Origin of the sequence: Algoriphagus alkaliphilus (assembly GCF_900103735.1) — a bacterium.
GTDB lineage: Bacteria > Bacteroidota > Bacteroidia > Cytophagales > Cyclobacteriaceae > Algoriphagus > Algoriphagus alkaliphilus.
In genome coordinates this window covers 12,415-30,349 of sequence record NZ_FMXE01000038.1, presented here as the reverse complement: position 1 = coordinate 30,349, position 17,935 = coordinate 12,415, and the positions used below count along the sequence as shown (strand labels likewise).

General features: G+C 41.3%; 13 protein-coding genes. All 13 read left to right on the top strand.

The window, feature by feature from the left end:
• Window positions 1-140: 140 nt before the first annotated feature.
• The 13 genes from BLQ81_RS19170 (at window position 141) to lpxB (ending at window position 17,912) form a co-directional block, all read left to right on the top strand.
• Window positions 141-1,730: a peptidase dimerization domain-containing protein gene (locus tag BLQ81_RS19170; protein ID WP_092733782.1), complete on the top strand. Its 1,590-nt coding sequence runs from the start codon at window positions 141-143 to the stop codon at window positions 1,728-1,730.
• Window positions 1,731-1,838: 108 nt separating this feature from the next.
• The gene (locus BLQ81_RS19165; RefSeq protein ID WP_092733779.1) at window positions 1,839-2,294 is read left to right on the top strand and encodes a GNAT family N-acetyltransferase; all 456 of its coding nucleotides are present in this window, start codon (window positions 1,839-1,841) and stop codon (window positions 2,292-2,294) included.
• Between the two features lie 408 nt (window positions 2,295-2,702).
• Window positions 2,703-2,876, top strand: coding sequence for a hypothetical protein (locus BLQ81_RS22110; protein WP_217636689.1), 174 nt, complete (start codon window positions 2,703-2,705; stop codon window positions 2,874-2,876).
• A 151-nt stretch (window positions 2,877-3,027) separates the two neighbouring features.
• Window positions 3,028-3,678, top strand: a complete 651-nt coding sequence (locus BLQ81_RS19160; RefSeq protein ID WP_092733775.1) for a 7-carboxy-7-deazaguanine synthase QueE — start codon at window positions 3,028-3,030, stop codon at window positions 3,676-3,678.
• Window positions 3,679-3,682: 4 nt separating this feature from the next.
• Window positions 3,683-5,605 (top strand): OmpA family protein, encoded by a 1,923-nt coding sequence (locus BLQ81_RS19155; protein WP_092733772.1) that lies wholly within the window; start codon window positions 3,683-3,685, stop codon window positions 5,603-5,605.
• Window positions 5,606-6,252: 647 nt separating this feature from the next.
• Window positions 6,253-9,225, top strand: a complete 2,973-nt coding sequence (locus BLQ81_RS19150) for a SusC/RagA family TonB-linked outer membrane protein (protein ID WP_092733769.1) — start codon at window positions 6,253-6,255, stop codon at window positions 9,223-9,225.
• A gap of 12 nt (window positions 9,226-9,237) precedes the next feature.
• Window positions 9,238-10,686 (top strand): RagB/SusD family nutrient uptake outer membrane protein, encoded by a 1,449-nt coding sequence (locus BLQ81_RS19145; protein ID WP_092733766.1) that lies wholly within the window; start codon window positions 9,238-9,240, stop codon window positions 10,684-10,686.
• Between the two features lie 21 nt (window positions 10,687-10,707).
• Entirely contained in the window at window positions 10,708-11,559 is an 852-nt protein-coding gene (locus BLQ81_RS19140; protein WP_092733763.1) for a DUF4843 domain-containing protein, read from the top strand.
• Between the two features lie 97 nt (window positions 11,560-11,656).
• Complete coding sequence (locus tag BLQ81_RS19135) at window positions 11,657-15,103, top strand: S8 family serine peptidase (RefSeq protein WP_217636688.1); 3,447 nt, start codon at window positions 11,657-11,659, stop codon at window positions 15,101-15,103.
• Between the two features lie 2 nt (window positions 15,104-15,105).
• Window positions 15,106-15,807 (top strand): hypothetical protein, encoded by a 702-nt coding sequence (locus BLQ81_RS19130; protein WP_092733757.1) that lies wholly within the window; start codon window positions 15,106-15,108, stop codon window positions 15,805-15,807.
• A 99-nt stretch (window positions 15,808-15,906) separates the two neighbouring features.
• Window positions 15,907-16,326 (top strand): 6-pyruvoyl trahydropterin synthase family protein, encoded by a 420-nt coding sequence (locus BLQ81_RS19125; RefSeq protein WP_092733754.1) that lies wholly within the window; start codon window positions 15,907-15,909, stop codon window positions 16,324-16,326.
• A gap of 53 nt (window positions 16,327-16,379) precedes the next feature.
• A complete protein-coding gene (locus BLQ81_RS19120) occupies window positions 16,380-16,760 on the top strand; it encodes a four helix bundle protein (protein ID WP_092733751.1) in 381 nt (126 codons plus the stop codon).
• A gap of 6 nt (window positions 16,761-16,766) precedes the next feature.
• A complete protein-coding gene (gene lpxB, locus BLQ81_RS19115) occupies window positions 16,767-17,912 on the top strand; it encodes a lipid-A-disaccharide synthase (protein WP_245693315.1) in 1,146 nt (381 codons plus the stop codon).
• The last annotated feature ends 23 nt before the right edge of the window (window positions 17,913-17,935 follow it).

Below are 17,935 nucleotides of genomic sequence, written 5' to 3'. Positions count from 1 at the left end.
CCTGCAAAAATAGAAAAATCAGGCGGCTTTGGTAATCAATTTTCTAATTCCTCTCAGCCTCGGTTTCTTTCCTTTAGTCAACTTTATTTCAAAGGCTTCCTGCTTTTTAGTATTTTCCAGAATTACAAAACCACCAACTTATGAGAAAGAAACTTTTGTTTAGTATGGCCTTGGCTGGGAGTCTTGCCTTTTCAGCTTTGGCACAAAAGAAATACACTCCGAAGCAAATCGATGCATTAAAGACCGAAGTAGCCCAAATTGTACAAGCCAATCACAAGCAAAGTCAAGTGATGGTGGACAAGATTTTCAGCTTTGCGGAACTTGGTTTTCAGGAGATTGAATCTTCGAAATACCTGACTGGAATTTTGGAGCAAAATGGCTTCACCATCGAGCGAGGTGTGTCAGGGATTCCTACCGCTTGGTTTGCTACTTGGAAAAACGGCGAGGGTCCGGTCATAGCTCTTGGGTCAGATGTAGATAATATCCCCAAAGCTTCCCAATATCCGGGAGTAGCCTATCACAAACCCATGGTCGAAGGTGCACCGGGGCACGGAGAAGGACACAATGCAGGGATTCCGCTGAATATTACGGCTGCTCTTGCTGTCAAGCAGATCATGGAGCGGGAAAGGATTGGCGGAACCTTGATCCTTTGGCCCGGAATTGCGGAGGAATTGGTGGCTGCAAAGGCTTGGTTTACCCGAGACGGGAAATTTGATGGGGTTGACCTTTGTATTTTCACCCACGTGGCAAATAACCTGGGAGTGAGCTGGGGACAAGCAAGTGGAACCGGCTTGATTTCGGTGGAATATACTTTTTCGGGAGATGCGGCGCATTCCGCAGGAGCACCCTGGAGAGGCAAAAGTGCTGCTGATGCTACCGAGCTGATGAATATTGGCTGGAATTATAAGCGCGAGCACTTGCATCCGTTGAAGCGATCACATTCTGTCATCACCGATGGAGGTGATCAGCCGAATGTGGTGCCCTCAAAAGCTTCGATCTGGTATTATTTCCGTGATGTGAAATATGACGGCATCATGGAAATGTATGCGCAGGCAAATGATATCGCGAAAGGTGCTGCTTTGATGACGGGGACGACGATGACTTCCAAAGTTTTGGGAACCGCCTGGCCAAGACACTTTAATAAAGTGATCGCTGAAAAGATGTATCAGAATATCCTCAAGGTGGGTTTGCCTGCTTGGGATGAAAATGATCAGACTTTGGCAAAAGCGGTTCAGAAAGAATTGGGTTCCAAAGAAGAAGGGATGCCTACAAAATTGGATACACTGGGATTGCCGGTGAAGGAGCCAATATCCGGCGGATCGGATGATATCGGAGATGTGTCATGGGTAGTACCTACAGTGACGTTAAGATTTCCATCCAACATTCCGGGGCTGCCCGGCCACCACTGGAGTAATGCGATTGCGATGGCAACACCCATTGCTCACAAAGGAGTGACTGCCGGTGCAAAGGCAGAAGCGATGACGATTTTGGACTTTTTGCTTCAGCCTGAACTCGTCGATCAAGCTTGGGATTACTTCAAAAATGTGCAAACTAAGGAAGAAACTTACAAGCCGATGATCACTAAGGAAGATGCTCCACCGATCTACTTAAATGAGGGAATCATGAAGCAATTCCGCCCCTCTTTGGAGAAGTTCTATTACGACGAGACGAAGTACGATACGTATTTGGAGCAGTTGGGTGTGAAGTATCCGACGGTTAAAAAGAATTGAAAGATTTGAAAATTGGAAGATTGAAAAATTTCCCAAAGGCAAGACTTATTTGGTCCTTGGAGGTTTCAGTAATCTTCCAATTTTTCAATATTTAAATTTTCCAATTCAATGAAATATCAAATTCGAGAAGCTTCTCCTTCCGAACTCCTCTGGGTACACGAACGTATTCCGGAGTTTCCGGGAAAGGCATCGCTGGAATTTTACACTGAGCGGTTGAAGGACCGTCTTCATTTAGCTTTAGTCGCCGAAAATGATGGGGAGCTTTTAGGTTTTAAAGTCGGGTATCAAGATAATGTGCCGGATACCTTTTATTCTTGGATGGGGGGAGTGAGGCCTGAGTTTCGTGAGCATGGGATAGCGGATGCTTTGGCAGCATATCAAGAAAATTGGGCGAGAGAAAAGGGATTTAAGGCTGTTTTCTTCAAAACCCGGAATCGCTTTCCTGCCATGATTTCATTCGGATTAAGTCGGGGCTTTAAAATCATTAAGATCATTCCCAAAGGCGGAGTGGAGGATTATCGGGTTGTGATGAGGAAGGAATTGTTGGCAATGGAAAAATGCTAAAGTGAGAAATCTGAAAAACGCTAATTGTAAGTTGTGAAGGGTGAGTAGTAAAATGTGAAGGCGAAAGTCTAAAGTCTGAAAACTGGCCACTTGTAACTTGTGAAAAGTAGGTAATAAAGGCAGAAAGCCGAAGTCAGAAATCTGAAATTTTGTTACGAAATTCAGAATGAATGGAATGCCCACTATAGCTCTCTCAAAGCATATTTAGGATACCATTTTCCAAATCATTCCGCTGTAACTTCCGATTTAGTTCGATGGCCAATTGTGATTAGAATTCTTATCAAAGGGGGCAAGGGGGATTTTTATAAATGAGAATTCTGTAAAACTGCTTTTCAATTAATTGTTTATATCTTCAGGAGATAAACTAATAATTTAAAAACTAGTCAAATGACAAAATCAAATAAGAATATGCTTCAGTTAATTTTAATGAGCTACTTTGGAGCAATACTTGGCATATATTTTAAAATCAATGGAAACCCGAATGGGGATTATATCCTGATTGCAGCCATGGCTTTTAAATTTTTGGGAGTTTTGGGATTGATTTATTTCAACAAAAAGAAAATCTTTCAATTTTTGAGTTGATTAAGATCCGGCTACATATAGTTTTCGCCGCGGGAATTGGGAAGTTGACGCTCGGTTAATTTTCCAATTTTTAAATTTTTCAATTTCCCAATCCTAAACCCTACCTTTGCCATTCATTCAGCGGTGGAATCTCCCGCTTTACCAAAAATTCATGAACACGCTCGATTTGGTAGCCCAGACTACCCAAGAACTCGTAGCCGCAGGGCTGCAGCTTCCAATCATGGAGGCTTTCTACACCATCCAAGGAGAAGGCAGATTTACCGGACACCCCGCATATTTTATTCGGCTGGGAGGCTGTGATGTGGGTTGTGTCTGGTGCGATGTAAAGGAAAGCTGGGAAGCAGCGAAGTGGCCTGTTTTGTCCATCGAAAAAATCGTGGAGGATGCTTTGGCTTTTCCGGGAAGACTGGTGGTGATCACAGGTGGCGAACCTTTGATGTACAACATGGATCCGCTAACCAAGCTTTTGAAAGAACATGGCTTTACCACCAATATCGAGACTTCGGGTGCGCATCCTTTCTCTGGAGATTTTGACTGGGTTTGTTTTTCTCCCAAAAAATTCAAAAAACCACATCCGTCTATTTTTGCTGAGGCTGACGAACTGAAAGTGGTCATTTATAACAAGAGCGATTACGAGTTTGCCGAACAGTACGCAGGGCTAGTGAATGAGAGCTGTGAACTGCGCCTACAACCTGAGTGGAGTAAGGCCGTTAAGATTACAGCCGAAATCATAGATTTTGTTAAAAATCACCCAAAATGGAATATTTCCCTGCAAACTCATAAATTTATGGACATACCCTGAGTCCATGCGCCCTGTTTTCCTTTTCCTGATTGTATTTTTCTTGATCCTCCGTTCAGAGGCTCAAACCTATTCTATTGTTGACAGTCGGGCAATTAAACTTTATCAAGAAGGGGAGGCCTTGACAATTTCCAGACAATATGATCAGGCAATAGCCAAATATCAAGCTGCCATAGCTCGGGAGGGGTCTTTTTTGGAAGCCTATGTTAAAGCTTCTCAGTTGATGATCACACAAGGGCGATTGGTGGAGGCGGAAAAAATAGCCTTACAAGGAAAGGGTAAATTGGCTGGTAAAAATGCCACACCAAAAAATATCGCCGATTACGGATGGCTTTTTTCTAACCTATATCTCAAGCAGGGTAAATTTACAGAAGCGTATCGGCAATTTCAGGAGGTGGACCCCCTGTTTGATGAGAACTTCAAGCGATCGATTTACTATTCGCAGATGAAAGTTCAGATGGATTTTTTGGGCACCGAGCTCGGGGACGTCCGCTCAATTAAAAAAGAAATACTTCCTTCACCATTGAATGGATTTAAGCTACAGTACTTTCCGGTGTTAACAGCCGACGGAGGGCAGATTCTCTTTACCAAACGGGACGGGACAGGAAACTTTGACAAGGAAGATATTTTTACCGCCTTTGCCGATGGAGACAGCAGTTGGACCAAGCCACAAAGTATTGCTCAAACGATTAATTCAGCTTTTAACGAAGGGACCTGTACGGTCACGGCTGACGGGAAAATACTTATATACACCTCTTGTGATGCGCCGGACTCTCAGGGGAGTTGTGATCTCTATATAGCTTATAAGGTGAACGGGGCTTGGCAACGGCCCACAAATATGGGTGCTAAGGTCAATTCCCGATCCTGGGATTCCCAGCCTTCGCTTTCTGCAGATGGGCGGGTTTTGTTTTTTTCCTCCAATCGTCGCGGTGGGTATGGTGGAAATGATATCTGGTATACTGTCCGCCAAAATGACGGCTCCTGGACAGATGCAAAAAATCTGGGAAGCATAGTCAATACACCAAAAGATGAGATTTCGCCATTCATGTTTTTTAATAATGAAATCCTGTTTTTTGCTTCTGATGGGCACCAGGGATTCGGAGGGATGGATATTTTTCTTTCCAGAGTCAAAAACGGTGAATTTCAAAAACCGGAGAATCTAGGACTTCCGATCAATGATCATTTGGATCAGGTTGCGCTCTTTATTACGGCGAAAAAGGATTATGCCTACTACACGGAATTGACCAAAGAAGAAGAGGAAAACGACCGCTCCTTGCTGTACAGGTTTAAGTTTCCGGAGGAGATATATTTGGGAGAGAATCTCACAGTGACAGAGGGTAAGGTGTTCAATTCCAAAACGGGTCAGCCGATTGAAGCCACATTGTCCTTGGTCTCGTTGAAAAATGACAGTACCCTGTATCAATTTCAATCAGATGGAAAAACAGGGGATTTTATGATGCTTTATCCAGAGACTGCTGTTTCAGGATTATATGTGGAGAAAAAAGGATTTTTGCCCAAGATCTACAATGTGGAGCGCGACAAGATTCAAAATGTTAAGGATTTGAAAATAGAGCTAATCCCTGTTGCTTCAGGAGAACAGTTTGTTTTCGAAAATGTATTTTTTGATTTTGATAAGTTTGATCTGAAGCCCGCCTCCATGACTTCACTGAACCGATTGTTTAAATTCTTACAGGAAAATCCAAATGTTAACATTTTGATTTCGGGCCATACGGATAACATTGGGAATCAGGCCTACAATCAAACCCTAAGTTTGCAGCGGGCCAAGAGTGTTCAAACGTTCTTGGTAATGGCAGGACTTCATGCTGGCAGGGTACTAGTCGAAGGTAAAGGAGACAAAGAGCCGTTGGTTCCAAATACAAGCCCAGAAAATCAAGCACTAAACCGACGAATTACTATCCAAGTTCTGTAAATTTCAAAATTTAATTTTGTGATAGTGGCTAATGATATGTGTAAATAGTAATCGTTTGATTTTTTTATTTATATGTCTTTTGTATATACATTAAATACAAAATATAATATGTGTATTCGGTTAGCTGCACGTACCCAAATAAAGGTAGAATTAAGTTCCAATTGAATGTGCTGTGGACTGTTGACAGTCGTCTGTGGACGTGTATCCGCATACAAAATACCCCAAATCTAGTCCACGTGCATCAGTGCGGATACACATAAAATATAATTCTAAAACCCATGTAAAAAATATGTAATTGTACGCCTCATTATAATTTCAATGAGGCTGAGATTGCCTTTACCAAAGTCAAATAAATTGGACTTTAGTAATTTTTCATGTAGCTATCCTGATGTTTTTGTTCGTATTATCGCTGAAGGTTAATTTTTTTTTTGCAAATTAATATTTGTTAACATTGTATTTTCAAAATAATAGTTCGATTAATCTGAATAAAATTATTTTTTCGGAATTAAATTTTGAAAAAATCGATTTGTACAACGAGTTCGTCCGAGTTGGTTTATAAACTTTTACCCGCCTTTTGTGGTAATTCGCTTGAGATATTCAAGATTTAGAAATATCATTGAGTTTATTAAACCAAAATCTAACCAAATATGAGGAAAGTTTTACTTCTAGGACTCATGCTTTTCCTTGCAAGCGCTGAAGCGTTTGCACAGAATCGTGTGATCACTGGTACCGTAACATCCGTCGAGGATAATATGGGTGTACCAGGAGCAACAGTTCTGGTGAAAGGAACAACCATTGGTACTGCCACCGACTTGGATGGTAAGTATTCGATCAGTGTTCCTGCCGGAAGCAATGTATTAGTCTTCACTTTCGTGGGCTTAACCACACGGGAGGTGACGATTGGGAATCAGATGACCATCAATGTTGCCTTGCAGCCTGATGTTCGGGCTCTTTCGGAATTTGTAGTCACTTCATACGGTGACCAGTCCAAAAGAGAGATTACCGGTGCAATATCATCTGTAAAAGGTGATGTATTTCAAGATTTGCCAATGCAATCTTTTGATCGTGCGATGCAAGGACGTATCGCAGGTGTACAGGTTACTTCCACTTCTGGCCAGCCAGGTGGAGCACTTAACGTGAGAATCAGAGGCGTGGGTTCTGTAAACGCGGGAAATGATCCTCTTTACATCATTGACGGTGTTCAAGTTCCTGGCGGAAGCCTTTCAGGTCAAGGATCTCAGAATGCGCTTGCTTCGATCAACCCGAATGACATTCAATCAATTGAAGTGTTGAAAGATGCTGCAGCTGGTGCGATCTACGGTGCTCAGGCTGCTAACGGGGTGGTAATCATCACGACCAGAAGAGGTACTAAAGGCTCAACAAAAGTAAGATTGTCCGCACAGACAGGTGTTGTTAAACCGCTTGGCCTTTATGAGGTCATGAATTCACAGCAACTTGCTGGACTGAAGCGTGATGCTTTTGTGAATTCTGGAAGGCCAGCTATCAATGCTGCAAATGTGTATGGAAATCCAGAAGATCCAAATCTTCCTAACAACAGTTGGGTTGATGCAACTTTCGGAGATGATAGGTTGAGTGTCTATGATATATCTCTTTCCGGTGGTGACGATAAGACTACCTTCTTCCTTTCAGGTTCTTACACGGATCAGGGTTCTCAGGTAATCAAGTCGGATTATGAAAGAGCTACTACTCGTCTGAACTTGACTCACAGACCAAATAAAAAGTTGACTATAAATACAATTTTATCATTGGCCTATCAGAAATCAAATGGAGCGATTGAAAGAGGTAACTTTATTAATTCTCCGTTTCAGGCAGGTTTCACTGCAAGACCGAATGTTCCGATATATAACGAAGACGGCACATTCAGAGACTATCCATCTGATCACTTGTTTGGTTACAACATCGTTCAGGGTGCAACTCAGGAACTTAGACTAGCTAACACAGTTCAGACTGTATCCAACATGCAGTTGAACTATCAGTTTACTCCTTGGTTGAGCTTTACATCATTTGCGGGTTTGGATTTTGCGGATAACCGTGATGAGAACAACAGACCATCTACAATTGCTGCGTTTCGTGCTGCAGGTGGTAATTCAACGAATACAGATCGTCGAAATGTAAACTTTAATACGAACCATAACTTTAATTTCAACAAAAAGTTTGCGGATAAGCACACTGTAAGTGGTATCCTTGGTTATGAATACAAGACTGAAAGCCGTGAATTAACATTTGCTCAAGGTCAGGGATTCGCTAATCCTATCCTAAGATATCTGAACAATGCGGCCACACCGCTTGCTGTAGGATCTTCATTTACACAGTTCAAAAGACTGGGTGTGTTTGGTCAGGCGAAGTATGACTACAAAGACACTTACACAGCTGACTTTACGCTGAGAAGAGACGGTCACTCCAGATTTGGTTCTGATGTTCGTTTTGGTACGTTCGGAGCTGTTTCTGTAGGCTGGAGATTGTCTTCGATGCAATTTCTGCAGAACGCAACCTGGCTGGATAATTTGAGATTAAGAGCTTCTTATGGTGTGACCGGTAACTCCGAGATTCCAAATTTTGCTTCTCAAACTCTTGTTGCTTCTGCAGGTCAATATGGTGGAAGTCCTTCCTTGGTACTGAATCAATTAGGAAATAACTTGTTGACTTGGGAAGAGGCAGAAACATTCAATATTGGAGTTGATGCAACGATGTTCAATGGTCGTATAATCACCACGGTTGATTTCTGGAGAAAGAACTCTTCAAACCTTTTGTTTAATACACCTTTGCCAATCGATTCAGGCTTTGGATCAATCACTCAAAATACAGGTGAATTAAGAAACCAAGGTATAGACTTTGATATTCAGACAGTTAATATTAACGCTGGAAAGTTTCAATGGTCGACTGCATTTAACGTGACAGTTCTTGAAAATGAAGTTATATCACTCTTTGGTGGTGAAGAAAGAATCGGAAACACGATCGTAGTAGGTCAGCCACTATTTCCTTTTTATACTACTCCCTATGCAGGTGTAAATCCGGCGAATGGCCGTCCGATGTATCTCAACGAGAACAACGAATACACCTACACAATCCGCGATGCTGATGTGAGATATCAGGGATCAGCTCTTCCAACTTCCTACGGTGGCTTGTCAAATACATTCACTTATGGCGGATTATCTCTTGAGGTTTTCTTCCAGGGACAATTTGGCAATAAGGCTTTCAATTCAGATCTAATCAATCTAGCTTCCACAGGTTCAGGGCCAAACAACCAATTGGTTAATCAGTTGAATTACTGGAAGCAGCCGGGTGATGTAGTGAGCAATCCTATGCCTTGGGAAAGTGGCGCTAGACCAGGTGGCTCTAGTTACACTGCTACATCAACGAGACAGTTAAGTGATGGTAGCTACATTAGATTGAAGCAAGTGACCTTAAGTTACGCTATTCCGCCTGTTGTGTCTCAGCGAATTGGTGTTTCCCAGGCTAATGTATTTGTTCAAGGATTGAATATGGCCACTTTCACCAAGTATAACGGTATCGATCCGGAAGTAAATTCTATCGGCAACACTTTTGCTGCGTTTCCAAATTCTCAGCAAATTACCGCGGGCGTAAGTCTTAGTTTCTAATTAAGAATCATGATGAAAAATCTTTTAAAAATAATGATAATGGGAGGTGCTTTGATAGCTTCCTCATGTGCGGATCAATTGGATGTATCGCCAAGACAAAGTTTGACTCCGGCTACTGTATTTGTTGATTTGGCAGGATACAATGGACTTGCGTTGAACATGTATGGCCGTACAAGGAATTTTAGTTATTACGGTCAAACCATGATGATTGCACCGGAAGTACTTGCTGATAACGTATTGGTTATTGCGAATACCGGTCGATACATTCAAGAAGAGGTTAACGCCGATAGAGCAGGAATCAATATATGGGGTACTCCAACAACCTACAGTGCTTTTGGAGCTATCAACGATGCGAATATTATTATTGGGGGTGTGGACAAGGCAACCGGTACTGACGAAGTACTCCGAAATAGAATTAAAGGTGAAGCATATTTCATGCGGGCATTACACCACTTTGATTTGGCTCGAGTCTACGGATATGAGCCGGGTAGAGAAGTAAATGGCTGGAATAAGTCCACCATCATCCGTACAACTCCTACTTTGGGATTTTCTGATGCAGATTTGAGAGCAAGAAATACCAATGTGGAAGTATATACCCAAGTGGAGGCTGATTTACTTCAGGCTATCTCTCTCCTTCCTACTGCTAACTTAGGCTCACCAAATGTTTACAGAGCTTCTAAAGGTGCTGCTCAGGCATTACTTGCTAGAGTTTATCTCTATTGGGGTAGAAATGATCGGGCTGAAGTCTTGGCAACTGAAGCAATGGCTACGGCTGGTTTAACCAATGACGGAACAGGTTTGGTCACAAGTGCAAACTACGTAAGTTCATTCAATACTTTCCCAAATCCGGAATCGCTTTTCGAAGTGGAAATCAGACAAGTAGACTGGTCAACTGTAGATGGAGTCAACAACTCAGTAAGTTCATTGACTTCCAATTCAACTCCAGGTGCTCAGTTTATCCTTAGTGCTTCTATTCAATTGATCAATTCAATTGAGCCGGGTGATATTCGTTTGCAGACTTGGACAGCTACTACCCGTGCGGGTTTCAATGGCCCGGTTTACAGCTCTAACAAGTGGAGAGGAGCTAAAGGTCAGTTCCTTGAAAATCTTCCGATCCTGAGGGCCTCCGAACTTTACCTTATCAGAGCAGAAGCCAGATTCAAAACCGATAATTTTGCAGGTGCCAGAGCTGACGTGAATGCACTGAGAAGTAAGCGTAATTTAGCTCCGGTTGCTACAGATCTTACAGGAAATGCGCTGTTTGAAAGAATTCTTCAGGAAAGAAGAGTGGAATTTGCTATGGAAGGTCATCGTTTCTTTGATTTGAAAAGAAACGGATTGGATATCCGTAAGCACAGAAACCTACCTACTGTTCCTTATGCTGATTACAGAGTATTGAGTAATTTGCCTCTTGACGAACTTCAGTTGAATGATAAGCTAGAACAAAATCCTGGTTATTAAGAGCCTTTAATTTAGAAACACATGAAAATAAATAAATTATATTCGATCATACTCTTGTTCATGATGGGGACTTTAGTCTCCTGTATGGAAGAGTCGGATTTCGATAAAGTTTGGGACGGATCAGAAGTAGAATTTGATGCCTCTACACTACCAAATGGTGTGACTCAAAACTTTGTCAGACTGAATGCAACACAGACTGATCAGGCTAACCTTCAAATTAATCTTGTAGGAGCAGCACAATCAACTCCTGTTACGGTGACTGTCGAAGCGGATCCTGCCTCTACTGCTGTACAAGGTGTACATTATACTTTAGCTAGCAAAACAGTGACTATCCCGGCAGGACAAGTGATTGCACAATTGCCAGTAACTGTATTAACCGGAAATATTCAACCAACTGAGACTCCAAACTTGGTTTTGAATATTACTTCTGCAAATGGAGCAAAGGTAAGTGTCAATTATAAGTCACTGACTTACAGAATTCGCGTGATTTGTCCATCAAACCTGGTTGGGTCTTACACTGTGCTTTGGAGAGTATTGAATTTAGGTGACGGTTCTGGAGGAGTTCGCCAGACAGCAACCAATTTCACCATCGCAGCTTTCCCGACCATTTCACTGACCTCTACTGCCACAGGAGTTTATACCATGAGTGATATGTCATTTGGCATGTACCCAGGTTTTTATCAAGATACTGCTCCTACAGGTACTTTTACTGACAGATGTAATGTTCTGATCGGTGCTTCTACCAATAGAGACAGATACAATGATCCGTTTACCATAACCGGAACAAGCACACCTGCAGATGGTAAAATCCTGATTACGTGGAAAAATACTTATGGCGATGGTGGTACAGTAGAACTGACCAAGAGGCCTTAATCTTAAATTATATTAAATTAAAAAGAGGGTTTTAACCCTCTTTTTTTTTGAACTTATTCTTAAATTTAGAGTTAATTGATACTGTATGAGGGAGACCATGAAGAGTGTTTTATTTGTGTTATTTCTTTTTCTGGCAGTCGCTACTAAGGCTCAAAATACTGCAATTGAAGTGCCCGAATTGAATAGTGTCAGAAACTCCATTTCTGATAGTTTTATTACAAAATACCATTTGTTGAATCAAACTAAATCAGAAATTTTGCTTCGGGCGAATCAGCGGAAAATTCCTGTTTTTATTCCCTTGGAAAATGGTTTGATTGCAGAGTTAAGATATTTTGACGAACTCGGCTTTCCACATTATTTAAAAACACTCAATACTGGAGCAGCAGCGGCTGTAGGTACTATTTCTCTTCAACCAGGTGGTAGCCTAGGACAAAATTTAACAGGGAAAGGGTTTGTGGTCGGGATTTATGATCAAACGCGACCTAAGCCGGATCATGTAGAGTTTACTGGTAGATTAACTCAAATCGATGGATCTACGGAAACGATAAGTAATCATGCTACGCACGTATCGGGGACAGTATTAGCGGCGGGAATCAATCCCTCTGTAAGGGGTATGGCCTATGAAGCTACAGGTTGGTCCTTTAATTGGGATAGTGACCTCTCAAAAATGTTTGCTAATGCTTATGAACCCGCCATAAAGCCAAATGGGCATTTGGTGTCAAACCACTCCTATGGGGTTGTTCTGGGATGGTTTAGAAATAGTACGGGTGCTTGGGCTTGGGCGGGGAATAATTCAGTTGATCCTAACGAAGATTATAGATTTGGATATTATTCATCCAAAAGCAAAGGCTTGGATGATTTGATCTATATAAGACCTCAGTATACAGTAGTCTGGGCCGCCGGTAACGATCGGACTGATGTGGGCAACGGTACCAAACCAAGTGATGGACCGGATGACACATTGGGGCCTGAAGGAGTTGCCAAAAATATAATTACAGTTGGAGCAGTGAGTTTACCAGCACCCTATTCAGGTCCAAATTCTGTTGCAATGAGTTCATTTTCTTCTTGGGGCCCAACGGATGACGGAAGAATAAAGCCAGATTTAGTAGCTATTGGTGTTGGAGTTTTTAGTACCACTGTTGGAAATGGAGGCACTACTGATTCCTACGGGGGCCTTAGTGGGACTTCAATGGCCGCTCCAAATGTAACCGGATCACTTCTCCTTCTTCAGCAGCTTTACAGTCAAAGAAATAACGGGAGGTTTATGTGGGCATCTACGGTAAAAGGCTTAGTACTCAATACTACCAAAGAGGCAGGGCTTAATCTAGGTCCTGACTACGTTTATGGATGGGGATTACTGGATGTGGAAGCTGCAGGAAAGATTATCCTTAATGAAAATGGAACATCGGATGTCATCAGGGAGGAAACTCTTGCCAACGGTGAAAATTTTGACTTTGATTTTATTTCTGATGGTGTTTCTCCTATAAGAGTGACAATTGCCTGGACCGACCCATCTGGAAATCCAGCTCCAATTTCTGTGGATCCACAAAATCTTATGCTCATCAATGATTTGGGCCTGAGAATAGTTGATGAAGAAGGAAATACATATTTCCCATGGTCCTTAAATCCTGCAGCCGGATCCAGTGCTCAGGCAGTACGAGATAAAGATAATTTTAGGGATAATGTAGAACAGATTTTAATTGAATCTCCGAAACCACAAAAATATAAAGTTAGGATATCGCATAAAGGGAGTTTAGTGGGAGGAAAGCAAGAATTCTCCCTAGTATTAAAAGCAGGCACTACAGACGGTGCTGAGGAGACCTTATATTGGGTAGGAGGAAACACTGGTGATTGGTCAAATCCTGCCAATTGGTCAGCTACTCCTAATGGTTCTTCTGCCAACAAGATTCCAAATTCTGTGACTCGTGTTGTTTTTGAAGGTTCTGGTTCTGACAATCAGATAATTGGATTTCCAAATGATGCCCAAGCTTTCAGCGTTAATTTGTTTGGTAGTCAATTGGTTAAGTTTGACTTGAAAGGAAATCAAATTTCAGTCACCAATGGTTTTAGAGTGAGTAATCAAATCACTGAAATTGAAAACGGAACCATAGTATTTGAATCAAGCAGTCCCAATGAAAATTTGGTTGAATTTGGTCAAGCGATCTTTTCCAAAACCACTTTAAACTTCAAATCCGGGAAATGGAAAATTCTTACTGCTGAGATTTTAGATAAACTCACAATCGAAGCTGCGGAGGTGTCAGTTAATCTGGAGTCTTTGCTTTTGTCTTCGCTAAGGATAAATGCGACTGGAATCTTGTCAGGGGTGCTTCAATCAATAAATTTCAAGGGTGATTTCTCCATTGCCCACGGTGGGAAAATTCCGGCTGGTTTAAGTTTGGTGTTCTCCGGTGCGATCGGTGAGCTAAATAATTTAGCTGAAATTCCTGTTGATAATCTTTCTATTCAGTCGGGTTCGTTAACACACCGTGCTGGAGCATTTTCCAAGTTGTCCATCACCGGTGCTGAATATGTATTAGGACAAGCCTCCAGTCAAGTTGATTCATTGGATTTAGGCATCGCTTCTATACTTAATCTTGGTGCTTCCGGTCAATTAATCATATTTGATAAAATCGAAGTAAATGCATCAAGCAGTAGTCCCGCCGTTATAAAGTCGAGCACTTCAGGGAAAATTGTTCATGACCTTTATGTAAAATATTGCCTTGAGCATGTGACAGTCACCAATGTTAATCGGGAAGGAAAAGCTATAATTAACCTGGGTGAGGGTGCAGTCATTACTAATTCTACGGGATGGTTATCAAAAAAATGTGAGGACGTATTATTCGCGAATTTTAATACGCTCTTTAATTGCGTGGGATCACGTATTTCCTTTCAAAATCTGAGCGAAGGTGCTATAAAAGCATTTAAGTGGAATTTTGGCGGTCAAGGATCCTCTACACTTTCTAATCCTTCTTTTATTTTTAATGCGCCTGGCTCGTACACGATCAATTTGGAGATATCCAATGATGACCAAACCATATCTTTTGATAAGGAAATTTTAATTGGTGAAAATGACCTTCCAAAGCCGATAATAGTAGTAAATGGAAATGTGCTTACTTCTCAGCAGCCCGGGGATAAATACCAGTGGTTTATCAACGGACAGCCAATTCAAGGAGCAACAGCGCGAAGTTTAGAGGCCGGTGGAGACGGCTCCTATCAGGTTGCAATTTTTAACGAATCCTGCAATAGAATCTCAGATGTGACAGTAATTTCATCAATTCCAGAACCTGATTTGAGCAGATTTGGTGTATTTGTGGGGCCAGTTCCTTCTGGGGATAAATTAGATGTGACTATTACCAATGACTTCGTTGGTCAGGTGTATTTCACTTTAACTGATATGTCAGGCATACAATACATCGAAGAAGAGGTAACTAAGTCAGATGATAAACTTTTAAAATCGTTTTCATTGCCAAGTCCTCGGGGATTGTATATCTTGAAAATTCAAACCAACAATTTAATTTTACACAAAAAAGTAATTAAATATTAATTATGAAAAAGTTTTTAATCTTGGCATTTATTGTTCTTTCCAATTCTGCAATTGGACAAATTTCAAATATAAATATGAATGGTGCTCCTGCCAGGCTCACTCCGTATACCGGCATTGAAGGATCTCCGTATCTTTTTGAAGACTGGTCTAGAGCCAATATTGGATTAACCAACGCCGGTCTCAAGGAAAATGTAGCCTATAAATTCAATATTTATGATAACGAATTAGAAGTGATTAATGAAGCCGGAAATACGATCTATTTGACAAAGGATTTTGTGGAGTATGTCGAATTGGAGCGGCCATCAATCATTCTGGCAAATGCCCAACAGCAGGGATTGCTTCCAAGATTACTTTTCAAAAAAGGCTTTGATTCAGTGAAAGGAATTGAGGCCAATGATTTAGTGAATGTTATTGCGGAAGGAAATAAGTATACTTTAATCAGAAAATTTTATGCCGATCTGGTTACTCCTCCAAAAAACAGTTATGCCCCCACAGCCGGTAGGATGTTTGTGTTTGAAGAGACCTATTACTTGATTGACAGAAATGATAAAGTTTCGAGCGTTAAAAGCAAAACTAATATCATCTTGAAAGCGCTGAATCCAGAAGATCAGGAGATGGCGAAACAAATTATCAAAGATCGAAAATTGGATCTTGGAAGGGAAGACCACCTTGTCATCTTTTTCACAGATCTCAATAAAGGATAAAACATATTGCGCCCGATTCATCGGGGGTTTTTTATATCAAATCCATTGATTTCTTATCCCTATACTTTTCCATAACTTTGCAGCGAAATTAAAAAGTAGATGATTCACGTTTGCAGAAAAGAGCATTTCAATGCAGCCCACAAGCTTTGGAATCCGAAATGGTCTGATGAGAAAAATTTTGAGGTCTTCGGACCTTGCGCCAATGTCAATTGGCATGGACATAATTTCGAATTGATTGTAACTGTCAGAGGTCTTCCCGATCCGGAAACTGGGTTTGTGGTCGATTTAAAGCAGTTGAGTACTTTAATCCGAAAACTGGTAACTGAGAAAGTCGATCATAAAAACCTGAATGTGGATGTAGATTTCATGCTGGGCAAAATGGCGAGCTGTGAAATTCTGGTGATGGAATTTTGGAAAATTTTAGAGCCTGCTGTCAAGGAAATTACTCCGCATGGTGGACTGTATAAGCTGACCCTTTACGAGACCCCAAGGAATTTTGTGGAGTACTTTGGCGGTTGAATTTTTTTGTAAATTGTGAGTTGTAAAAAGTAAGTTGTTAACTCACACATCATATGCCGTTTGTTCAATTTTATTTTGAATTGGAGGTGTACAAGCTTTCTAGAGAATTAGCAAAGGAAGTTTACATTGTATCAATGAAATTCCCCATTGAAGAGCGTTTCTCTTTGACAGATCAAATTAGAAGAGCTTCCAGATCGATAGGAGGTCAAATAGCTGAGGCTTGGGGCAAAAGGAGGTATATTAATCACTTTATTTCCAAATTAACTGATGGAGATGCAGAACAATACGAAACCAGACATTGGATTGAGTTAGCTCATGCTTGTGAATTAGTTTCATCTGAAGAATTGCAATCTATTGTTATGAAATGTGATCAAATAAATAATAAGTTGAATGCAATGATGTCAAAAGCTGATAAATTTAGTTTTAAACCCTAATCAAAATTGGGACTCACCACTTACTTTTTACCTCTTACCAAATTGACAAAGTTTTACATCATCTCAGGCGAAAGATCAGGCGACTTACATGCTTCCAACTTGGTTTTGGCCATGCAGAAGCTGGATCTAAACTCCAAGTTTCGGGGAATGGGAGGTAGCTATTCAGCCGATGCAGGTGTTGATTTGGTGGTTGATTATTCTGAAGTTGGGGTGATGGGATTTTTGGAGGTAGTTCTTGGTTTTCGCAAAGTGCTCAAATATCTCAGCCTAATAAAGAAGGACCTATTGGTCTATCGGCCGGATGCATTAATTCTTGTGGACTATGGAGGGTTTAATATGAAAATTGCCGCCTTTGCCAAGGAAAATGGGATCCCGGTTCACTATTATATTCCACCGAAAGTCTGGGCCTGGAATCAAAAGCGTGCTCTAAAGTTGAAGGCTTTTACGGATCAGATCTACTCTATTCTTCCCTTCGAACCGGAGTTTTTTGAGAAATATGATATGAACGTCCATTATGTGGGTAATCCGCTTTTGGACGAAATCCGGAAATTTAAATCCCATGATTTTTTCTTTCAGAAAAATGAACTGAGCTATCAACCAATCATCGCTTTACTTCCCGGGAGCAGAAAGCAAGAGATAAATGGGATGTTGGACCGATTGGTTTCCTTGGTAAGGGAATTTCCGAATGCCCAGTTTGTCATCGCCGGAGTGGGTAGCTTACCGGAATTAGCATACGATCCGGCAAGGACTGCTGGGATAAAGGTGGTAATTGATCAGACCTATGATTTGCTTAGCCACGCCACGGTTGCAGTGGTAGCCTCGGGAACGGCAACTTTGGAAACGGCCCTTTTCCGTGTTCCTCAAATTGTGGTTTATCGAACTTCATCTATTTCCTATATGATTGCAAAAAATCTGATTCGTGTCCCCTACATTTCTTTGGTGAACCTTATTGCAGGGAAAGAAGTGGTCAAGGAGCTAATCCAAGATGATTTTACTGTTGAAAATCTGAAGGGGGAATTGAATCGGATTTTTTCCAATGTGGTGTACAAAGGGGAAATGCTGCAAGGTTATGATTTGATCCAAGAGCGGATAGGGGATAGTTCTGCTTCTGATAGTACTGCGGAGTTGATTCTGGATTCCCTTAAAAAATAAAAACCCCGACTTTCGCCGGGGTT

Bases quoted from the DNA above. Each gene is read 5' to 3' on its own strand.
- BLQ81_RS19170 (WP_092733782.1), top strand. From the start codon at position 141: ATGAGAAAGAAACTTTTGTTTAGTATGGCCTTGGCTGGGAGTCTTGCC.
- BLQ81_RS19165 (WP_092733779.1), top strand. From the start codon at position 1,839: ATGAAATATCAAATTCGAGAAGCTTCTCCTTCCGAACTCCTCTGGGTA.
- BLQ81_RS22110 (WP_217636689.1), top strand. From the start codon at position 2,703: ATGCTTCAGTTAATTTTAATGAGCTACTTTGGAGCAATACTTGGCATA.
- BLQ81_RS19160 (WP_092733775.1), top strand. From the start codon at position 3,028: ATGAACACGCTCGATTTGGTAGCCCAGACTACCCAAGAACTCGTAGCC.
- BLQ81_RS19155 (WP_092733772.1), top strand. From the start codon at position 3,683: ATGCGCCCTGTTTTCCTTTTCCTGATTGTATTTTTCTTGATCCTCCGT.
- BLQ81_RS19150 (WP_092733769.1), top strand. From the start codon at position 6,253: ATGAGGAAAGTTTTACTTCTAGGACTCATGCTTTTCCTTGCAAGCGCT.
- BLQ81_RS19145 (WP_092733766.1), top strand. From the start codon at position 9,238: ATGAAAAATCTTTTAAAAATAATGATAATGGGAGGTGCTTTGATAGCT.
- BLQ81_RS19140 (WP_092733763.1), top strand. From the start codon at position 10,708: ATGAAAATAAATAAATTATATTCGATCATACTCTTGTTCATGATGGGG.
- BLQ81_RS19135 (WP_217636688.1), top strand. From the start codon at position 11,657: ATGAAGAGTGTTTTATTTGTGTTATTTCTTTTTCTGGCAGTCGCTACT.
- BLQ81_RS19130 (WP_092733757.1), top strand. From the start codon at position 15,106: ATGAAAAAGTTTTTAATCTTGGCATTTATTGTTCTTTCCAATTCTGCA.
- BLQ81_RS19125 (WP_092733754.1), top strand. From the start codon at position 15,907: ATGATTCACGTTTGCAGAAAAGAGCATTTCAATGCAGCCCACAAGCTT.
- BLQ81_RS19120 (WP_092733751.1), top strand. From the start codon at position 16,380: ATGCCGTTTGTTCAATTTTATTTTGAATTGGAGGTGTACAAGCTTTCT.